This is a genomic window from Thermostichus sp. OS-CIW-32 (assembly GCF_054060415.1).
In genome coordinates, this window is the sequence record NZ_JBSSDD010000006.1 from 138486 (window position 1) to 157829 (window position 19344).

The window sequence follows — 19344 nt, forward strand, 5'->3', positions numbered from 1 at the left end:
CATCTTCAACCCTATAACCTCAAAGTTAACGGAGGGATATCTAAAGGTTAACTTTGGGTTAAGTCAAGAGAAAAATCGATATTTTTGAGTGTGCTGGCTCGTTTCCAAACCTCGATTTTCCATCTGGTGGTTTTGGCCAGTTTGGATTTCAGCAAAATCAGGATCCTGGAGCCCAGGATCCGCGAAAAGGCTTATACTGCTGAACTTCTATCTCATTTGACAACCAATCAAACGGACACAACTTGAATAAGAGCTAAGCTTAGACGGCTGCAAAAAAACTCGATCCAGATCCAAGATGTGTAAAATTTGAGACAAAGATGTTGCTCACCTCTCGGCAAGCTTGGACATGATTTCAGCAGGGCGGGAAAAGCCCCGCCCAGAGATTCTTTCGGCTTTTGGCAGAGAGAATTGGTTAGAAGATAGACTCCAACCTTCTAGACGTGGGGCAGCTCTACATGTTCCCCGAGCAGAGAAAGATCTGGGCTCTAAGCTGGGATCCGCCCGCCCCCCATGAGGTACAGCAGGGCCATGCGCACCGCCACGCCGTGGGTGACCTGCTGCTCAATCAGGTTCAAGCCGGGATCCTCCATCACCTCGGAGCTGAGTTCCACACCGCGATTGACCGGGCCGGGGTGCAGAAGCTTGACATCCGGGTGGCACAGGCGCAGCCGCTGCCGCGTGAGGCCGAAGAAGTGATGGTACTCCTGCAAGCTGGGGAGAAGGAACTCGCCCATGCGCTCCTGCTGCAGGCGTAGGGTGATAACAAAACGCGACCCTTCGAGGGCAGGCTCTAGCTGCCAATGGACAGGGAGCGTATGGCCGGGTACAAACTGGGCAAAATCCTTGGGCAACAGGGTGGGAGGGCCGGCTAAGTGAACCTCAGCTCCGGCAGCCACCAAGGCATAGATATCGGAGCGGGCCACCCGCGAGTGGAGAATATCGCCGACAATGGCAATTTTGATCCCTTGCAGCAACTCCAGACGGGGACGCCGGGGATCCAGATGGCTGCAGAGGGTAAACAAATCCAGCAAACCTTGGGTGGGATGTTCGTGCAGTCCATCCCCGGCATTGAGAACGCCCACAGGGGATCCGCGGCGGTCGATCTCGGCAGCTAATTGTTGGGGCACTCCTGCCTGGGCATGGCGAACGATTAAGAGATCGGATCCCATGGCCAGAAAGGTGCGGGCCGTATCCAAAAGCGTCTCCCCCTTGCCCAAGGAAGAAGTGCCAGGGGAAAAGTTAAGCACATCGGCCGAAAGGCGCTTGGCCGCCAGCTCAAAACTGGAACGAGTGCGGGTGGAAGGCTCGAAGAACAGCGTCACCACCACCTTCCCCTGCAAGGTGGGCACCTTGGGCAACCGCCGCGTCAACACCTCCTGGAAACTGGCGCTGGTCTGCAAAACCATCTGGTATTCTTCGGGAGTAAAATCCGCCAAGCCCAAGACGTGCTGCCGCTGCCAAACCATAGGGGATCCTCAAATGCCCAGGCGGGCAAAGATCTCGTCCAAATGGGTTAGGTGGCGCTGGGGATCAAAACAAGCCTGCAGTTCTGCCTCGCTCAGGTGAGCCATCACTCGGGGATCCGCCAGCAGATTGGCGCGAAAGTCCCCCTGCGGCTGGTTCCAGGCGCGGTGAGCATTTTCCTGCACCAGGCGGTAGGCTTCCTCGCGGCTAAGGCCCTTCTCCACCAAAGCCAGCAGCACCTGCTGGCTGAAGATGACGCCGCCGTAGAGGTTGAGGTTGCGCTCCATGTTGCCGGTGTGAACCTGCAGGTGGCGCACCAGGTCGGCCATGTTGACCAACAGATAGTGGCAGAGAATGGAGGCATCGGGCAGGATAACCCGCTCCACCGAGCTGTGGGAGATGTCTCGCTCATGCCAAAGGGGGATGTTTTCCAGAGCCGGAAGGGCATACCCCCGCAGGAGGCGGGAAATCCCGGTTAGCTGTTCAGATTTGATGGGGTTGCGCTTGTGGGGCATGGCAGAGGATCCCTTTTGGCTGGGGGCAAAGTATTCTTCCACCTCCAGCACGTCCGTCCGCTGCAGATTGCGGATCTCGGTAGCAAAGCGCTCCAGCGAAGAGCCAATCAAAGCCAAAGTCTGCACATATTCCGCATGGCGATCCCGCGAGATTACCTGTGTCGAGGCTGTATCGGGCTTCAGGCCCAGGCGAGCGCAGGCCAACTGCTCCACCTGGGGAGGCACGTTGGCGTAGGTGCCCACGGCGCCAGAGATCTTGCCCACCGCCACCACTTCCCGCAGGCGAGCTAGGCGCTCTTGGTGGCGCAGGCACTCGGCCAGCCACCCTGCCAGCTTAAAGCCAAAGGTAATCGGCTCGGCGTGAACACCGTGGGTGCGGCCGATCATGAGGGTGTAGCGGTACTGCCGAGCTTGGTCGCGGATAGCAGCGATGAGGTCGGCCAGGCGGGCTTGCAAGATCTCCACCGAGGCCACAAGCTGCACGGCCAGAGCGGTATCCAACACGTCCGAGCTGGTCAGGCCCAGGTGGATGTAGCGCCCTGCCTCGCCCACGTGCTCGTTGAGGTTGGTTAAGAAGGCAATAACATCGTGCTTCACTTCCGCCTCAATTTCCAAAACCCGCGCCGGGTCAAAGGCGGCTTTGGCTCTGATCTCCTGCAGGGCTTCTTGCGGGATCCGCCCCAGCTCCGCTTGCGCTTCACAGACAGCCAGCTCCACCTGCAGCCAGGTCTGGAGCTTGTGGGCAGTGGACCAAATCTGGCCCATTTCGGGCAGAGTGTAGCGCTCGATCAAGGTGCCTTTTCCGTCGGTACAGTAGGATGAGCTAGGCTATTTTAGCCTTTGGCGTCCCCCCTCGAGGAAAAGCCGCTGGGGGATCCCTGCGGGCTTGGCTTGCGGTGTCGAAGGAGCAGCAAGGAGTTTGCAGATGACCGTCGGAGCTGTGCCAACTCAGGGAAAAAGAGCTTGGACAGCCGAAGAATTCATGGCGTTGTCCAGGGAGGGACATCGCTACGAGATTGTTGATGGGAAGCCAATTGATATGGGAAGCGCGGGGGCACTCCATGGTTATGTCTGCAGCCTCCTATTGGCAGCTTTGACCCCCTACGTTTTGTCCAACAAGCTGGGGATCGTTTTAGATTCCAGCACTGCTTTTAAGATGAAGAGTGGAAATTGGCGCTCCCCTGACATCTCTTTTTTTGCTAAAGAACGCTTGCAGGGCATGGCTGAACTGCCCACAGGATTTTTGGAAGGCGCTCCAGATCTGGCTGTTGAAGTGCTTTCCCCCCGCAATACGGTTGAAGAAATTCATGACAAGCTGGTGGAGTACTTTGAAAATGGCAGCCGCCTGGTTTGGCTGGTTCACCCCAGCGAGCACTACGTCCTGGTGTATCGCAGCTCTCAAGAGCCTGACTGCCTCCTGAAATCGGTTGATCTTCTAGAAGGTGAAGAGGTTATTCCAGGATTTGCCCTGCCGGTGGCTCATCTATTCCAGAAGCTTTCCTTGTAACATCCCCCCGCCCTCACTCTAGCCAATAGAGCTTGGGCCTCCCAACCTTGCCATTGGGCATTCCTGCCCCGCGTCACAGAACGACTTGGCAGAGGAGTCGGTATCTCGACCCTGACTTTCCCGCCAGAGCGCGGAACTTGTAGCTCCCCGCACCCCTTGCAAGTTAAGTGCAGGGGGTTGCCCCTCTCGCCGACGGTCTATATTGAACTAGTTCGGGATCCGAAGAGGACGTCATTAGCGGTGCGGAGCACAATCAAGTGTCGATGGGGAAGGATAGCTCTGATAGGTTTCTTGGCAGCATTCCTCGCTCCTGCCCCTGCCATCTCTTTGCCTGCCTTCCCACCTCCTCCTGAGAAGACCTCGGCCCCAAACACCGCTTCCGAGCTCAACTGGCAGGGATCCCTCAAGTTGCTGCGGGGGGATCCCGTGGCTGCCCTGTCGGATCTGGATCGGGCGGTGCAGTTGGATCCCACCTATGCGCCGGCCTATGTGAACCGCAGCTACGTCTACAACCAGTTGCGCCAGCCGGAAGAAGCTCTGGCCGATGCGGAGCGGGCCATTCAGTTGAATGCAGGGATCCCAGAAGCCTACTTTAGCCGCGGGGTGGCCTATCTTCAGTTGGGGGATCGAGAAGCGGCGATGGCCGACTTTCGCCAGGCGTTGGCTCTCTTCTCCAAGAGTGGCAACTTTGCCAACCAGGCCATCCTGCAGCAACTGCTGCGCCAGTTGGGGGTGGAGTAGCCGCCCTTGGATTAAACCTAGGGCCACCTCGAAGTTGGGTAACCTGTCTGGTCTTTCCCCTCACTTGCGCTTAGGCGTCTGAGCGGTTGATTCTCCCAGCAACTTGTCAGAAAGCCGAGGCTCTCCCAACCACTCGGCCAGGGAAACTGCCTGAGCCTGCAGCCCAAAGACCTGACAGAACGACTCCACCAGCACCGGAGCTACGGCAGCCATCGTTACCTCCGGACAAAAGTGCACCAGGGATCCCACCGGGCGATCAGGGATCCCACAGGGCACGATGGCCTCGAAGGCAGCTAGATCCGGGCAGACGTTGAGGGCAAAGCCGTGGTAGGTCACCCAGCGGGAGACCTTGATGCCGATGGCCGCCACTTTGCGCCCCTCCACCCAAACCCCTGTGAGGCCAGGGATCCGCTCCCCCCGCAGGCCAAAGTGGGCCACAGTTTCAATAAGCACCTGCTCCAGTTGGCGCAGGTACCAGTGGAGATCCAGACGGTGGCGCCTGAGGTTGAGGATCGCATAACCAACCCACTGGCCTGGCCCGTGGTAAGTGACTTCGCCGCCGCGCTCTACCCGCAGGATTTCTGGCCCTTGTCCAGAGAGGAATTCTGGGCGGGCAGCTGGGGATCCTATCTGTCCAGCCAAGCTCTTGAGGAACTTGGGATCCGCCCCTGCCCCCAGGGTGTAGACCGGCGGGTGGGTGAGCAGTAGGAGCCCATCTGGCAGCTGCGGATTGCAGATCAGGCGAGCCACCCTGGCTTGCTGCCAAGCCCAAGCGGTGCGATAGGGCACCTCTCCCGCCAGGTGAACCTCCAGAGGCGGAGATCCCAAAGAGCGCTCAAACACCTGCGAGGACATCTCAAAGGCGGTTTTGCTGGAGAGCTCGCTGTGCCACCAGAAGATGACCAAAAGACCCCATCCCAGCAACGTCCACCTAGCCTACCGGCAGGTTGACCTGCGCCCGCAACCGCTCCAACAGGGCCCGCGGCTGCAACAGCCCCTCAATGCGGTCAATCGGCTTCCCATCTTTGAACAGAATGAGGGTTGGCACGGCGTAGATACCCCAGCGGGCAGCAATATTGGGGTACTTTTCTGTGTCAATCTTTACGAAAGAGATGGCGTCACCCACCTGCGGCTTCACCTGCTCCAGCACCTGGGCCATCACCTGACAGGGACCACACCAAGTGGCGTAAAAATCCACCAGGATGGGGGTTTTGGATCCCTGAATCATGTCGTCAAAGCTTTTGAATTGCTGTTTGTGCGCCATAGGAAACTCCAAGGGTGTTCTGAAAAGCCTGAGATGAAATCTATTTGTAAGCTAACTGTTTGAGATTAAAAATTGGTGTGGAGATCTCGCCGCAGCCTGCTTCGGTTTCCCGGTAGGATGGCTAGGGTTCAGGAGAAGAGCTAGAGCGTACCCGTAGTCTAGGGTGTTGTGGTGGACAAAGGGGCAGACTTTAGCAGGGTTTAAGGACTTGGAGGAGTGGGATCCCGATGGCAACAAGCAGCAGCATGGTGAATCGTGGCGTGTTGGCCACAGTGCTGGCCGGGGTAGGACTCAGCCTATGGGGGGCTTGGCGTTGGCTGTGGGATCCCTGGGGCTGGGCTCAGGTAGTGGCCGGGTTGCTGCTGAGTTTGGGCAGCTTGCTCTACTGGCTCAAGACCCGCCCCGCCGATCACCTGGTGGTGGAGCCCCAAGGCTGGCGCATCAGCCGCCACACCCCCGAGCACTGGGTCATTCAAGCGGAGTTTGTGGCTCGCAACCTCAACCCCCTCTTTGAGGTCACCTTGGCCCAGGTGCAGCCGCGACTGCATTTGCTCAGCGCCGGATCCCTAGAAGGCATTCACACCCGCCTACGCCTGCGCTCTCGCCATCCGGATCTTCCCCCCCGCCAAGACAACTACTGGCAGGCCTACATCATCACCCCCCAGAACCAGACTGGCCTAGAGGTTGAGATCGAGCTGAAGGGGGAAGGGCTGGCCCATTTGCGCTCGGCCTGGCTGGAGTTGGACTACATCCAGTACGGGCGGCAGCGGCGCACCCTCAAGACCAGCCATCTCATCCTGCCGTTGCAGGAGGTGGAGCCCTTGCCGGAGCTGAACTGGCAGAAGCAGGGATCCCTCCTTTGGGCCGCCGTTCCCACCCATCTGCTGACCCCCAGCGATGACTTGGCCGAGGTGCTGCAGCGGTACGTGAGCCCTCACGTCCAGCCTGGGGATGTGGTGGCTATTTCCGAGAGTGCCGTGGCCATTGTGCAGGGCAACTTCCGCCATCCCCTGCAGGTGCAGCCCGGCTGGCTGGCCCGCACCCTGTGCTACTTCTTCCCCTCCAAGACCAGTCTTTCAAGCTGCTACGGGATGCAGACTTTGATTGACTGCTCCGGGGCCTGGCGGGTGGTGTGGGCTTTTGTGGTGGGATCCCTGGCCAAACTGCTGGGGATCCCGGGGGTCTTTTATGTCCTGGCGGGGGAGCAGGCCGATCTCATCGACGACGTTACTGGCACCCTGCCTCCCTATGACCAGTTCATCGTGCTGGGGCCGCGGGATCCGGCCAAGTTGGTGGGGGATCTGCATCGGCAGACGGGCTACGAAGTGGCCATCGTGGATGCCAACGATCTGGGGCAGGTCAAGATCCTGGCAGCCAGCCCCGGCGTAGAGCGGGAGCTGGTGGAGCAAGCCCTGGGCAAGAACCCCGCCGGCAATGCCGCTGAACAAACCCCCCTTGTGCTGATCAGGAAGATGACACCTGACTGAGGCTCTGCTGGGATCCGAGGGCTTGCATCGCCTGGTGAGTGGAGAGGAAGAAGCGCTCAGCGCCCACTTTCTCCACAAACCCAGCCTTTTGGAGGCGATCCATTACCGGCCCCTTCACCTCGGCCATGGCAAAGCCCACCCCTGCCTGCTGCAAACGTTCCACCAACTGGGTCAGCACTTCCAAAGCGCTGCCGTCGATGAAGTTGATGGCGCTGGCAACGAGCAGCACCTGCTCCACTGTGGGTCGCGCCGCCACCTCTCGCAGCAGATACTCCTGCAAGTAGGCTGCGTTGGCAAAAAACAGGCTCTCGTCCACCCGCACTGCCAAGATACGGGGATCGGTAATCACCTCATGGCGCTGCACGTTGCGGTAGTGCTCCGTACCGGGCACCTGACCCACGATGGCAATGTGAGGACGGCTAGCCCGCCAAAGAAAGAGCAGGATGGAGACTAACACCCCTATTCCGATCCCCTGCTCCACTCCGATCCCCAGCACACTGGCAAAGGTTACCAACCAAACCAGGGCATCGCCGCGGTCGTAGCGCCAGCTTTGCAGCAGGGGGTGAAAATCCACCAGTGCCAGCACTGCTACCAGAACGATGGCCGCCAGGGTGGTCTGGGGCAAGAAGGTGAACAGGGGCATCAGCCAGATGACCGTCAAAGCCACCAACAGGCCGGTGATTAGGGAGGCCAGGCCGCTGTTGGCTCCCGCTTGAAAGTTCACCACCGACCGGCTAATGCCGCCCGTTACCGGATAGCCGCCACTGCAGGCTGCTGCCAAGTTGGCTGCCCCCAAAGCCACCAGATCTTGGTTGGGATCCACCTTCTGCCGCCGCTGGCTGGCCAAGGACTGCCCCACGGCATAGCTCTCCGTGAAGCCCACCAAGCTGATGGCCAAGGCGGTGGGCAGAAGCGCTGTCCACTGTCCCCAGCTCAACGAGGGAAAGCCCAAGGGGGGCAACCCGGAAGGAATGGAGCCAACAACGGATACCCCTGCCCTCTCCGAGAGGTTTAGGCCCCAGACCAACAGGCTGGTCACGAGCACAGCCGCTAGCGGTGCCCCCTTGGTCAAAATCAAGGCCCAACCTGGAGGCACACCCCAACGCCGCAGTTGGTGGGGCAACTTTCGCTGAGCGTACACCAGCAGGGATACGGCCAGCAGCCCCAAGCCAAAGGTTACCCAGTTTACCTTATCCAGGCTCTGCCACAGCCGCTGCACCAACAGCAAGAAGGACTCCGTATTGGCGATCTTGACCCCCAGGAGGTGGCGGAGCTGGCTGAAGCCGATGATCAAGGCCGCCGCGCTGCCAAAGGCAGTCACCACTGCATGGCTGAGAAAGTTAGCCAAAAATCCCAGCCGCAGCAGTCCCATAGCCCCCTGGACCAGACCCACCTCCAAGGCCAGCCCCAAAGCCAACTGTCCATACTCCGGGCTGCCCGGCAAGGACTCCGTCCCGCTGACGCGACCGGCCAGCGGCTCTAACCCTGCCGCCACCAAGAGGGAGATGATGGCCACTGGCCCTACCGCCAGGGCACGGCTGGATCCCAGTAGCCCATAGACGATCACTGGCAAAATGCTGGCGTATAGGCCCACCTGGGGAGGCAACCCCGCCAACAGGGCATAGGCCATGCTCTGAGGCACCAGCAGAATAGCCACCACAAGGCCAGCGATCAGATCTCCCGGCAAATCCGATCGCTGATAGTGGAAGACCCAAAGGGACTCCTTAGCAAAGGGCAGGTACCGTGCCAGGATCCCTTGCCCCGAAGAGGAAGCAGAAGGGATCCCACTCATAGCGCCTGACCTCGGTTCCAGGGCATGCGAGCCAAGAGCAGAGCCATGCCACAGGTGTTGGTTACACCCGCAAACACCAGCCCAGCGCCCACAAAGCCACTCAGCAGCAGCCACCAGGGGTTGACAAAGGCCCCCAGAAGGGTTCCGGTGAGCACCAGGGATCCCGCTGCAATCTGCACCTGCCGCATGATGGAGATGGGCGCATTTTGGGTGCGGGTAACGGGCAGCTTGGCCGCTTTCCAAGCCTCGATCCCTCCCTTAAGGCTAATCACCTCCGGCCAACCGCGGTCTAGCAACTGGCAACCGGCGCGGATGGAGCGGCTGCCCATGCGGCACTGCAACACCACTGGCTTTTCTGGCGTAGAGGCGGGCACTTTGGCCGGGTCAAAGGTAGATAGGGGCATGTTGATGGCCCCCGGGATCCGCTCATCGGCATATTCTCCCGGCTCCCGCACATCAATGAGCTGGACTCGCCCCTGATCCAGCCACTGTTTTAAGGTCAGGGCATCGATCTCCTTGAGACGGGGATCCCGTTCTTGCGAAGCGGAAGGGATAGGGTTTTGTTGGGTTACGGTCATGGTTGTCTCCTTGCTTCCAGCGTTGTCTAAAATGCAAAATGCAGCGATTTTTGGGATTAATCCCCCTCCTCAAGCAAATGACTGGGCTCACCGGGGTAAAACCGGCTATCCAGGATTTGCTCTGAGGAATAAGGGCAGGTTTTGGGGAAAATCTTTCTGGGCAGCTTGGTCTCCTCCAGGGCCAGCTTCAGCGCCCCCAAGTAAGACTTGGAGATGGCCTCTGGCAAATAGGGCTTGAGACTTGGGCTTTCTTCAAGAAGCTCCAGAACTTCCTGCCGCTGCAGCTGGAGGGTGAGGAGCCAGCTTGCGGATCTCCCCTCTGGCTGGTACTCCCACTTGAGGAGATGCCCAACCAAAACTGCAAGTCGGTTTCGCAGTTCCTGCCGCTGTTGCCTGCCCAACGATTCAATCTCCTCGACTAAATTGGGCAGATCCAGCTTCTCCCAGGCCCGATCCCGCAGAAATTGAGCTTGTTGCTGGATCCAAGCGTAGAAATCGCTCTCATAGAGACTTTCTCGATCCACGCTCAAACTCTCCATTTCTGGCAAGCCAATTGAGAGAAGGTTACCCAGAGCAGCGGGCCCTCACCATCGGAGTTTCACATGGGCTCCCCAGCCGGCGGGGGCTTACCCTGCACCTCGCTGCCCAGAAGGAATTAAACCGCTGCTGCCACTTGGCCGCACTGCTCGTTGGCCGGCACCGCTTCCTGGATCTTCTTCGGCTGGGGCAGGTTGAGGCTGTTCATCAGGGCAATGAAGCTCTCACGGGAACGCAGGTTGCCCGTTTCCGGATCCACAAAGCGCGGGTTCCAGCGCTTCTCCTCGCCAATGGTGGAGACGGTGTGCCCGCGATAGTCGTGGCCAGGATAGACCAGCGTCTCATCGGGCAGCGTAAACAAGTACTGGGTAACATGGTCGTACATCAGGCCGGGATCCCCGCTTTGGAAATCCGTGCGCCCACAGCCGCGGATCAGCAGGGCATCTCCGGTAAGGACGCGATCCCCATTCACGCGGTAGGTCATGTGGCTGTCGGTGTGGCCCAGGGTAGCGATGGCTTCAATGACGACGGATCCCACTTGCAGCGTTTCCCCATGACCGATGAAACGATCTGCACATTGAGCCTTGGCCTGTACTGGCACCACCCCTTGGCAACCGGTCAGTTCCCGCAGCTTCCCGGTTCCCGTGATGTGATCCGCGTGAACGTGGGTTTCCAGGCAGTACTTCAAGGTTAGACCCAATTCCCGAATCAGCTTCAAATCCCGCTCCACCTGCTCCAGCACTGGATCCACCAGGGCGGCCTCGCGAGTTGTCGGATCCGCGATTAAATAGGTGTAGGTGCTTGTTTCTGCGTCGAACAGTTGGCGAAATAGCATAGTGCCCTCCTGTCTGGTATCGAAAGCCCGACGTGAACTTGGACTTTCTAGGAACACTATATAACTATCTAGTGTTAAAATCAAGTTGCATGGACGGCGCAAGCAGGTTTGTTGATTGGGGAAAAGTCGGTGAGCAGAGCGGATGTGAATGAGTGTCGCACAATCCTGACGCCGCAGGTTCTCGACAGCGTGGCAGAGTACTTCAAGGTTTTGGCGGAACCCAACCGCCTGCAGATCCTGTGTCAGTTGCGCTCGGGGCCCAAGAACGTCACCCAAATCTTGGAAGCTACGGGTATGGGCCAGGCCAATGTTTCCAAGCACCTCAAGATCCTGACCCAGGCAGGGATCGTCAGCCGTCAGCCCAAGGGGGTGAGTGTTTATTACCAAATTGCGGATCCCATGTGCTTTGAGCTGTGTGAAATGGTATGTCGGCAGTTGGTGAGTCGGCTGCAACAGCAAGCCCGCCAACTGGAGCCGCTGGCAGCCATTCACCCAGGTCAACCGAGCTGAGGCGGAAAGGGTTCTCAAGTAGGTTGGGATTTCGCGAGCACCCGAAGGTTATTCCAGCCCCAGCCGCCGACGAAAGTAAGGGATGGTCTGTTGCAGCCCAACTTGCAGCGGGATCCGAGGCTCCCAACCCAAGAGGGCGCGGGCTTTGCCAATATCCGGCTGCCGTTGTCTGGGATCGTCCGTCGGCAGAGGCCGGTAAACGATGGGAGAAGGGCTGCCGGTGAGGGCGAGCACCTGCTGGGCCAGCTCCAGGATCGTGAACTCCTCTGGGTTGCCCAAGTTAAAGGGTCCGGGGTAGGGGCTGTTCATCAGCCGGATCAAGCCTTCCACCAGGTCGGAGATGTAGCAAAAGCTGCGGGTCTGGGATCCATCCCCATAAACTGTTAAGGGATCCCCGCGCAGGGCCTGGACGATAAAGTTGCTCACCACGCGGCCATCGTCCTCCCGCATGGCGGGGCCGTAGGTGTTGAAGATGCGGGCCACCCGGATCTCCGTCTGGTATTGCCGCTGCCAGTCGAAGGTGAGGGTTTCTGCCAAGCGCTTGGATTCGTCGTAGCAGGCCCGCGGGCCGATGGGGTTGACGTGGCCCCAGTAGTCTTCCGGTTGGGGATGCACTTGGGGATCCCCGTACACTTCTGAAGTCGAGGCCAGCAGGAACCTAGCCCCTGTTTTCTGGGCCAGTTGCAGCAGGTGATAGGTGCCCCAGACGCTGGTGCGGATGGTGCGGATGGGATCCGCTTGGTAGTGGGGGGGGGAAGCGGGGCAGGCCAGGTGGTAGATCTGCTGGATCCCGGCCTCTGCCAAAGCGGGCGGCAGGGGCTCGGCAACGTCGTGCCAAATGAACTGAAAGGCTGGGTTGTCCAGATGAGCTTGGACATTCAGCTGCCGGCCCGTGTAGCCGTTATCTAGACAAATGACCCAGTGGCCTTCTTGCAGAAGGCGGGTTACCAAGTGGGATCCGATAAATCCGAGGCCACCCGTAACCAGGATCTTCATGATTTCCCCTGATTTCCCCAGCACCTACCAGCCCACTCCAATGAGGGTTATGTCCGCCTGCCGCACCGCCTCCCGATCCAGACAGTTACGGCCATCGATGAGCAAGGGCCGCCGCATCAGCTCTGCAATCCGTCGGTAATCCAGCGACAAAAACTCCGGCCACTCCGTCACCAGCACCAGGGCATCGCAATCTTGGGCCAGGCGAAACACATCCGTTTCCACCACCACATGGGCCAACCCCTCCCGCATCCCTGAAGCGGACACAACGGGATCATACGCCTTCACCTTTGCCCCAAGGCGGTGGAGCTGCTCGATTAAGGTCAGGGAAGGGGCATCCCGCAGGTCGTCGGTGTGGGGTTTAAACGTCAGACCCAGTAGGCCAATGGTTTTTCCCTTGAGCACCTTGAGGGCTTGCTGCAGCTTTTCCACCAAACGTTGCCGCTGTTCTCGGTTGACCTCCACCGTGGCCCGCAACAGCTTGGCCTCATAGCCATAGTCAGCAGCGGTTTGAATGAGAGCCGCCAGATCTTTGGGGAAGCAGCTTCCGCCCCACCCTATGCCGGCGTTGAGAAAGGCGCGGCCAATGCGCCTATCTAGGCCGATCCCTTCTGCCACCTGGGTGATGTCGGCGCCGGTGCGCTCGCAGATGTTGGCCATTTCGTTGATGAAGCTAATCTTGGTGGCCAGGAAGGCGTTGGCGGCATACTTGATCATTTCGGCAGAAGCCAGGTCGGTCACCAGCAAAGGCACGGGATCCCCGCCCAGACCCTGCTGGCGACTGAGGATGGGTTCATACAGCTGCCGCATGATTTCAATGGCGCGGGGGCTGTTGGAGCCAATCACAATGCGATCCGGGTAGAAGGTATCTTGGATGGCACTGCCCTCCCGTAGGAACTCGGGGTTGCTCACCACGTCAAACTGCGGCGTCCAAGGCGAGAGCTCCAAGGTCAGGGATCTGGCCTCTGGATCTCTCCCCACTTCTCGGCTGCTCAGCCGCTGCTTGGCGGCTTCGGCGGCCCCGTCCAAAATGAGCATGCGCACCCAGTCCCCAGAGCCAATGGGCACAGTGGATTTGTTGACAATGACTCGATAGTGCTCGTCCAGATGCTGGCCAATTTCCCGCGCCACTGCTTCCACGTAGCGCAGATCGGGATCCCCGCTGGGCAGGGCCGGGGTGCCCACGGCAATAAACACCACCTCGCTGGCCTGGATCCCAGAGCCCAGATCGGTGCTAAAGTGCAGCCGACCCGCCGCAGTTCCCTCCCGCACCAGCTCTTCCAGGCCGGGCTCGTAGATGGGCAGGCGACCCCGCTGCAGCCCTTCAATCTTGGCGGGGTTGTTGTCCACACAGATAACGCTATTTCCTAGGTGAGCCAGGCAAGCCCCTGTTACCAGGCCCACATAGCCAGCGCCTACCACAGCAACGTGCATACTCAGAGTTCGCTCCCCAATCGGCGGCCACTTGACTAAGCCTTAGCAGCTTGCTTTTAGGGTACCCTCCCTTACCCCTATTGAGGTCGGTGACAGAATAAAGCAGGATATCTGTGGATCCCCGCCCAAGCTGCAGTGAGCTTTCTGGATTCTGCTGCCATAGCCAGCCGCCGTCAGCGCCAAGTGCAGAGGGTGCTGTACGTCACGCTAGGGCTAAATGTCCTGGTGTTTCTGATCAAGTTAATCCTGGGGCTGACGACGGGATCCCTAAGCCTAATTGCCGATGCCCTGCACAGCTCCACCGACAGCGCCAGCAACATTTTGGGCTTGGTGGCCATGCGCTTTTCTTCGCCAGAGCCCGATGACGACCATCCCTACGGCCATCGCAAGTTTGAAGCCATTGGAGCGCTGGGGATCGCCGCCTTTTTGGGGATGGCCAGCCTGGAGATCCTGCGCACAGCCGTGGAGCGGTTTTGGGAGCCCCAGCCCCACCTGCAGATCGATGAGCTGACCTTGGGGATGATGGTGGGCGTGCTGGGCATTAATGTCTTTGTCACCCTCTACGAGCACCGCTGGGGCAAAGCTCTGTCCAGCTCGCTGCTGTTGGCCGATGCGCGCCATACCCTCAGCGACGTTGGGGTGACGCTGACGGTGTTGCTGGGGTTGGCCGGCATGCATTATTGGGGGATCCCTTGGTTGGATCAAGCCCTGGCTTTGCCGGTGGCGCTGCTGGTGCTCCGAAGCGGCTGGGAAGTGCTGCAGGAGAATCTTCCCTACCTCACCGACCGGGTGGCGATCCCTGCCGAGGCCCTGCGGGATCTCATCCTGAGCGTGCCAGGCGTGCTTGACTGTCATGACATCACTTCCCGCGGCATCCCCGGGGAAATGGTCTTTATCGAGATGCACCTGGTGGTGGAGCCACAGGACATTGAGTCCGCCCACCGCCTCACTGAGGAAGTCGAACACCTCCTGCAAGGGCGCTACGGGCCGGCGCGGATCCTCATCCACCTGGAGCCCCGCTCCCATATCGAACAACCCTAGCGAGAGCTTGCCACCTGCCAACAGATAGCCTAGCCAAACCTCAGGAATCCTGATGTTTCCAAAAGAACACCAAAACGGTATCAACGCCTCTGCGAGCGTCCCTCAAAATCTCGGAAAAGCCCATTCTTTCGTCGGATCCCTCGACGCCTTGTGCCACAAGGCTTTCCGGCCCCAAAACCCCCTCGCCGAAACTCTTTTTGCCCCCTTTTTTCCGGATCCCTCGCAAACGGGTCTTGCATCCCTTGCCCTGCTTGGCTTTAATAGGGGTGGAGTTCCCCCTTCGGGGGGATCCCTAGAAATTGGAAACATCTCCTGGGTGCTTTAGTGGGGGAGGTTAGACTAGACCGTTCCCCCTTCGGGGGGATCCCTAGAAATTGGAAACCGCCTTTGCGGCGATTACGTCCTCGATCTGTTTTTTCCAGTTCCCCCTTCGGGGGGATCCCTAGAAATTGGAAACCCGCGAACATGGCGGGTACCATCGCTGCCACCTCGGGGCTGTTCCCCCTTCGGGGGGATCCCTAGAAATTGGAAACATCACCATAAAGGTAGCGAACCCCCCGATCAGTGTACTGTTCCCCCTTCGGGGGGATCCCTAGAAATTGGAAACATCCGGCTCTTTAAGCTCTCGGTGTGAACCTCGAGCTCCCCGGAGTTCCCCCTTCGGGGGGATCCCTAGAAATTGGAAACTTGAGGAGCCAAATAACATTTCCGATCCTTGACTGCCCGTTCCCCCTTCGGGGGGATCCCTAGAAATTGGAAACTGCTTTTCGTGTTCCTTCCTTGGTGTCTAGGAGACTCGGTTCCCCCTTCGGGGGGATCCCTAGAAATTGGAAACCAGTAAGGCGTGGTCCATTGGTCAAGAACACCTACCTCTGGTTCCCCCTTCGGGGGGATCCCTAGAAATTGGAAACAACAACCAGGTTTTGGCAAGTTCGACTTGGTTGTCGTTCAAGTTCCCCCTTCGGGGGGATCCCTAGAAATTGGAAACTACGGGATAGAAAGAACACCCAGGTTCATACCTGGGTGTGTTCCCCCTTCGGGGGGATCCCTAGAAATTGGAAACTTCTTCGATACGAAGAGACTTAAGACTGTCCGGTGTTGTTCCCCCTTCGGGGGGATCCCTAGAAATTGGAAACGCTCCATGGTAGCCTCCCTTTGCAGGGCTAAAAGAACGTTCCCCCTTCGGGGGGATCCCTAGAAATTGGAAACCCGCACCTGTGAAGCCCAGCTCTTTGAGCACTTCTTCGAACTTGTTCCCCCTTCGGGGGGATCCCTAGAAATTGGAAACTTTACATCAACGCAGCCGACTGGCAGGTGATGGGCGGGTTCCCCCTTCGGGGGGATCCCTAGAAATTGGAAACATCGCCACCCATTTGGGTGACATCCGATGCATTCATGAGGTTCCCCCTTCGGGGGGATCCCTAGAAATTGGAAACTTCATACCTGGGTGTCTTGGTGGGGGAGGACCTAGTTGTTCCCCCTTCGGGGGGATCCCTAGAAATTGGAAACTCGGTGTTAGCTCTGCCTTCCGACGTCGGAAGGGAGAGTGTTCCCCCTTCGGGGGGATCTCTAGAAATTGGAAACCGGACGCCGTTCTTGATGAATTGAATTCTCTTCGAGTTCCCCCTTCGGGGGGATCCCTAGAAATTGGAAACATGAATTGCGAGAGTTGGATTATGTTTAATTCAACTTGTTCCCCCTTCGGGGGGATCCCTAGAAATTGGAAACTCGAACCCAAGCCTCTGGTAATCCGGCAAATTGCCGGGGTTCCCCCTTCGGGGGGATCCCTAGAAATTGGAAACCCAGTCGTTGTAAGTTAAGCGGACTCCCTTCTGCGTAAAGTTCCCCCTTCGGGGGGATCCCTAGAAATTGGAAACAGCTGTAGATAGACCACTGCAGGAAAACATGGAGACTGTTCCCCCTTCGGGGGGATCCCTAGAAATTGGAAACTAGAGGTAGGGGCAGCGTCGTGTTAGACGCTTCCAGTTCCCCCTTCGGGGGGATCCCTAGAAATTGGAAACACATACGCATAGCGGATCAGGTCGGACTTCGTGAACGTTCCCCCTTCGGGGGGATCCCTAGAAATTGGAAACTGGGTGGATACTATCCGGCCAAGGTTACACTAAATTCCCAAGTTCCCCCTTCGGGGGGATCCCTAGAAATTGGAAACACGCTACCCTCTTCTTCCAGGATGGAGAGAACTTCTTGTTCCCCCTTCGGGGGGATCCCTAGAAATTGGAAACCGTCCACTTTCCTCGGCCCCAGACAATCACTGCATCTTGTTCCCCCTTCGGGGGGATCCCTAGAAATTGGAAACTCCCACATCCCACTGCCTAAGGGCTTGGCCAGGAATGGTTCCCCCTTCGGGGGGATCCCTAGAAATTGGAAACGGGTCTTTTTCGAACCCTATCTCGACGGAAACGATCGTTCCCCCTTCGGGGGGATCCCTAGAAATTGGAAACAGTAGGCTGGCGACAAATTAGAGAAATGTGCGAAGCAAAAGTTCCCCCTTCGGGGGGATCCCTAGAAATTGGAAACCAGTTTAGGAGGTATTCATCCCTATCAACGAAAGTCAGGTTCCCCCTTCGGGGGGATCCCTAGAAATTGGAAACGGCCAAAAACCTCCGCCACAGCCCTGTTCAAATCTTCGTTCCCCCTTCGGGGGGATCCCTAGAAATTGGAAACAGCTTGAGATCTGGCGTTTTCCCTTGAACTCAAGTTGAGGGTTCCCCCTTGGGGGGGATCCTTAGAAACTGGAAAAGAGAAAATCGAAATCAAACGAAACTGGGCCTGGTTATCAGGCGGGCAGCGAAAACAACGGCTGAAACGCTCCAGAAATCGGCCTGCTGGCTGGGGAAAGTCTGGGAAAGTGAGGTCTGGATCCCCGGCAGCCACCGCTGCCCAAAAGTAGCGCAATTGTGGGGCCAAGGCTTGTGCCTGTTCCAGAGGCAGATTCAGCGGTGCGGAGGTTAAAAACTTAACCACCGCTGGTTCGCTGCGCTGGGCCATCCACTCCCGGGAGAACGCTTGCAAATCGGGCCAGTCGGGCAGGGATCCCACCCGGTAGCTCTGGATATGGACTTGGATTCCGGTCTCTCGATCCGACCGGATCTCGACAAGGCGGTAGGGGTGGGGAAAGCTGACCAAAGAGCCGGTGGTAATGTCGTAAACCCCCCCTCGTCGGGCGATGTGCTGGATGTGCAGATGTCCGGTGAACACCAGTTGCACCCCATGAGCTTGCAGCAGCCGCCGCAACTGAGAGGCATTCTCCAGCATGTAGCGACGCCCCCAGGGATGGAGAGACTGGCCGCGCAGATGCTCGACCACATTATGGTGCACCATCAGCAGCACCAGCTCTTCCTCGGCTGCCGCCAATTCTTTCTCCAGCCAGGTCAGTTGTTCTGGGGTTAGACACCCCACCAATTGACCCTGAGCATCAAAATGGTTGGAATTGAGGCCGATCAAACGGATCCCTGGCCGCAGAACCCGGCTGTAATCCAAAGACTGCCCATCCTCGTAGCCAAAAGCTCGGTAGTAGCGGGGAAAATCCGCCAAACCAATAGAGCGCCCGCTGGCCTTGGGCTGGGGCACATCGTGGTTGCCGGGCACCACAAAAGCCGGAAAGGGCAGCCGAGCCAGCCGCTCTGCCAGCCATGCATGGTTTTCCGGCTCCCCATGCTGGGTCAGATCCCCCGGCAACAGCAGAAAATCCAGAGGCAACTGCACCAGATGCTGCAAAACCTGTTCCAGAGCCGGAATGCTCACCTCTACCAGGTGAAATCGGCTGGGGTGATCCCAAAGGGTGGAAGGGAGGGCGACGTGGGGATCGCTCACCACAGCAAAGCGGATCTGCACGGATTACTCCCCTTGACAACAGCAAGCAGATAGAGCCTTCGGCCCACCGGGGGGACAAGCGCTTCTGCTATTCTGGCATCCATCACGGGATCCCGATTATCTCAGGAGCACAGCATGGTGGCCCAGGTGATTACCATCGATCACCCTCTGGTGCAGCACAAGCTCAGCCTCATGCGCCGTGTTGAAACTACAACCGCCGACTTCCGAGCGCTGATGCGGGAGATCAGCCTCTTGATGGCCTACGAGGTGACCCGCGATCTGCCCCTCAAGCTACAGCCCATTCAAACCCCGATGGCCCCAATGTTGGCGCCGATGTTGGCGGCAGAGAAAAAGTTGGTGCTTGTCTCCATCCTGCGGGCCGGCCAAGGGCTCCTCGACGGCATGCTGGAGCTGATCCCATCAGCACGGGTGGGGCATATCGGCCTATATCGGGATCCCCATACCCTGATCCCCATCGAGTACTACTTCAAGGTGCCCACCGATATCGAAGATCGTGAGGTGCTGGTGGTGGATCCAATGTTGGCCACCGGCCATTCGGCAGCAGCGGCTGTAGCGCGCCTACGCCAAACCCGACCCAAGTCGATCCGCTTCATCTGCCTGGTGGCCGCCCCAGAAGGGATCCGGTATTTCCACGAACAGAACCCAGATGTGCCAATCTATACCGCTGCTGTAGACGATGGCCTAGACGAGCACGGCTACATCCTCCCCGGCCTAGGAGATGCAGGGGATCGCCTGTTCGGCACCCGCTGATGGGAGAGTGCCATGCCTACAGCACCCTATGTTGCTGCGCC

16 protein-coding genes, 1 pseudogene and 1 CRISPR repeat array are annotated in these 19344 nt (G+C 58.6%); of the genes and pseudogenes, 6 read left to right on the plus strand and 11 right to left on the minus strand.

Annotation, left to right across the window (positions count from 1 at the left end):
- Positions 1-485 precede the first annotated feature (485 nt).
- Complete coding sequence (locus ACVWY8_RS09140; protein ID WP_457393892.1) at positions 486-1466, minus strand: aspartate carbamoyltransferase catalytic subunit; 981 nt, start codon at positions 1464-1466, stop codon at positions 486-488.
- A 9-nt stretch (positions 1467-1475) separates the two neighbouring features.
- Positions 1476-2771: an adenylosuccinate lyase gene (gene purB, locus ACVWY8_RS09145; protein ID WP_457393889.1), complete on the minus strand. Its 1296-nt coding sequence runs from the start codon at positions 2769-2771 to the stop codon at positions 1476-1478.
- A 133-nt stretch (positions 2772-2904) separates the two neighbouring features.
- Here purB and ACVWY8_RS09150 point away from each other — a divergent pair, with 133 nt between their 5' ends.
- Together ACVWY8_RS09150 and ACVWY8_RS09155 are read left to right on the plus strand one after the other, a co-directional pair.
- On the plus strand, positions 2905-3486 hold the full coding sequence (locus ACVWY8_RS09150) for a Uma2 family endonuclease (protein ID WP_457393886.1): 582 nt from the start codon (positions 2905-2907) through the stop codon (positions 3484-3486).
- Positions 3487-3777: 291 nt separating this feature from the next.
- A complete protein-coding gene (locus tag ACVWY8_RS09155; RefSeq protein ID WP_457393883.1) occupies positions 3778-4227 on the plus strand; it encodes a tetratricopeptide repeat protein in 450 nt (149 codons plus the stop codon).
- 60 nt (positions 4228-4287) lie between these two features.
- Here ACVWY8_RS09155 and lipB read toward each other — a convergent pair whose 3' ends face one another.
- Positions 4288-5082, minus strand: coding sequence for a lipoyl(octanoyl) transferase LipB (gene lipB, locus ACVWY8_RS09160; protein ID WP_457394081.1), 795 nt, complete (start codon positions 5080-5082; stop codon positions 4288-4290).
- A 76-nt stretch (positions 5083-5158) separates the two neighbouring features.
- On the minus strand, positions 5159-5491 hold the full coding sequence (gene trxA / locus ACVWY8_RS09165; RefSeq protein ID WP_457393881.1) for a thioredoxin: 333 nt from the start codon (positions 5489-5491) through the stop codon (positions 5159-5161).
- 227 nt (positions 5492-5718) lie between these two features.
- Here trxA and ACVWY8_RS09170 point away from each other — a divergent pair, with 227 nt between their 5' ends.
- Positions 5719-6978, plus strand: a complete 1260-nt coding sequence (locus ACVWY8_RS09170; RefSeq protein ID WP_457393879.1) for a hypothetical protein — start codon at positions 5719-5721, stop codon at positions 6976-6978.
- Here ACVWY8_RS09170 and ACVWY8_RS09175 read toward each other — a convergent pair.
- From ACVWY8_RS09175 to ACVWY8_RS09190, 4 genes are all read right to left on the minus strand, one after another.
- Complete coding sequence (locus ACVWY8_RS09175; protein WP_457393877.1) at positions 6956-8770, minus strand: SulP family inorganic anion transporter; 1815 nt, start codon at positions 8768-8770, stop codon at positions 6956-6958. The two genes, ACVWY8_RS09170 and ACVWY8_RS09175, sit on opposite strands and share 23 nt — an antisense overlap.
- Positions 8767-9348, minus strand: coding sequence for a rhodanese-like domain-containing protein (locus ACVWY8_RS09180; protein WP_414344471.1), 582 nt, complete (start codon positions 9346-9348; stop codon positions 8767-8769). The genes ACVWY8_RS09175 and ACVWY8_RS09180 overlap by 4 nt, the downstream gene beginning before the upstream one ends.
- Positions 9349-9404: 56 nt before the next feature.
- Positions 9405-9887, minus strand: a complete 483-nt coding sequence (locus tag ACVWY8_RS09185) for a DUF29 domain-containing protein (RefSeq protein ID WP_414352140.1) — start codon at positions 9885-9887, stop codon at positions 9405-9407.
- 116 nt (positions 9888-10003) lie between these two features.
- Entirely contained in the window at positions 10004-10720 is a 717-nt protein-coding gene (locus ACVWY8_RS09190; protein ID WP_457393874.1) for an MBL fold metallo-hydrolase, read from the minus strand.
- 144 nt (positions 10721-10864) lie between these two features.
- On the opposite strand from ACVWY8_RS09190, the gene ACVWY8_RS09195 reads away from it, so the two are divergent.
- Positions 10865-11230, plus strand: a complete 366-nt coding sequence (locus ACVWY8_RS09195) for an ArsR/SmtB family transcription factor (protein ID WP_457397025.1) — start codon at positions 10865-10867, stop codon at positions 11228-11230.
- A 48-nt stretch (positions 11231-11278) separates the two neighbouring features.
- Here ACVWY8_RS09195 and ACVWY8_RS09200 read toward each other — a convergent pair whose 3' ends face one another.
- Positions 11279-12226: a UDP-glucuronic acid decarboxylase family protein gene (locus tag ACVWY8_RS09200; protein ID WP_457393871.1), complete on the minus strand. Its 948-nt coding sequence runs from the start codon at positions 12224-12226 to the stop codon at positions 11279-11281.
- Between the two features lie 24 nt (positions 12227-12250).
- Positions 12251-13657: a UDP-glucose dehydrogenase family protein gene (locus ACVWY8_RS09205; protein ID WP_457393868.1), complete on the minus strand. Its 1407-nt coding sequence runs from the start codon at positions 13655-13657 to the stop codon at positions 12251-12253.
- 135 nt (positions 13658-13792) lie between these two features.
- On the opposite strand from ACVWY8_RS09205, the gene ACVWY8_RS09210 reads away from it, so the two are divergent.
- Positions 13793-14698 carry a cation diffusion facilitator family transporter gene (locus ACVWY8_RS09210; RefSeq protein ID WP_457393865.1) on the plus strand — a complete coding sequence of 302 codons (906 nt, stop codon included), beginning with the start codon at positions 13793-13795 and terminating at the stop codon, positions 14696-14698.
- 271 nt (positions 14699-14969) lie between these two features.
- Positions 14970-17459: direct repeats of the CRISPR family, unit length 36 nt; unit sequence GTTCCCCCTTCGGGGGGATCCCTAGAAATTGGAAAC.
- Between the two features lie 440 nt (positions 17460-17899).
- Here ACVWY8_RS09210 and ACVWY8_RS09215 read toward each other — a convergent pair.
- Positions 17900-18553, minus strand: a pseudogene (locus ACVWY8_RS09215) (metallophosphoesterase family protein); the annotation flags it as partial.
- Positions 18554-18667: 114 nt separating this feature from the next.
- On the opposite strand from ACVWY8_RS09215, the gene upp reads away from it, so the two are divergent.
- Positions 18668-19303, plus strand: a complete 636-nt coding sequence (gene upp, locus ACVWY8_RS09220; protein ID WP_457393862.1) for a uracil phosphoribosyltransferase — start codon at positions 18668-18670, stop codon at positions 19301-19303.
- Positions 19304-19344 lie beyond the last annotated feature (41 nt).

Excerpts from the sequence above, each read along its gene's own strand:
- ACVWY8_RS09140 (WP_457393892.1), bottom strand. The coding sequence starts at position 1,466 with ATGGTTTGGCAGCGGCAGCACGTCTTGGGCTTGGCGGATTTTACTCCC.
- ACVWY8_RS09150 (WP_457393886.1), top strand. The coding sequence starts at position 2,905 with ATGACCGTCGGAGCTGTGCCAACTCAGGGAAAAAGAGCTTGGACAGCC.
- lipB (WP_457394081.1), bottom strand. The coding sequence starts at position 5,082 with ATGTCCTCGCAGGTGTTTGAGCGCTCTTTGGGATCTCCGCCTCTGGAG.
- trxA (WP_457393881.1), bottom strand. The coding sequence starts at position 5,491 with ATGGCGCACAAACAGCAATTCAAAAGCTTTGACGACATGATTCAGGGA.
- ACVWY8_RS09170 (WP_457393879.1), top strand. The coding sequence starts at position 5,719 with ATGGCAACAAGCAGCAGCATGGTGAATCGTGGCGTGTTGGCCACAGTG.
- ACVWY8_RS09175 (WP_457393877.1), bottom strand. The coding sequence starts at position 8,770 with ATGAGTGGGATCCCTTCTGCTTCCTCTTCGGGGCAAGGGATCCTGGCA.
- ACVWY8_RS09180 (WP_414344471.1), bottom strand. The coding sequence starts at position 9,348 with ATGACCGTAACCCAACAAAACCCTATCCCTTCCGCTTCGCAAGAACGG.
- ACVWY8_RS09185 (WP_414352140.1), bottom strand. The coding sequence starts at position 9,887 with ATGGAGAGTTTGAGCGTGGATCGAGAAAGTCTCTATGAGAGCGATTTC.
- ACVWY8_RS09190 (WP_457393874.1), bottom strand. The coding sequence starts at position 10,720 with ATGCTATTTCGCCAACTGTTCGACGCAGAAACAAGCACCTACACCTAT.
- ACVWY8_RS09200 (WP_457393871.1), bottom strand. The coding sequence starts at position 12,226 with ATGAAGATCCTGGTTACGGGTGGCCTCGGATTTATCGGATCCCACTTG.
- ACVWY8_RS09205 (WP_457393868.1), bottom strand. The coding sequence starts at position 13,657 with ATGCACGTTGCTGTGGTAGGCGCTGGCTATGTGGGCCTGGTAACAGGG.
- upp (WP_457393862.1), top strand. The coding sequence starts at position 18,668 with ATGGTGGCCCAGGTGATTACCATCGATCACCCTCTGGTGCAGCACAAG.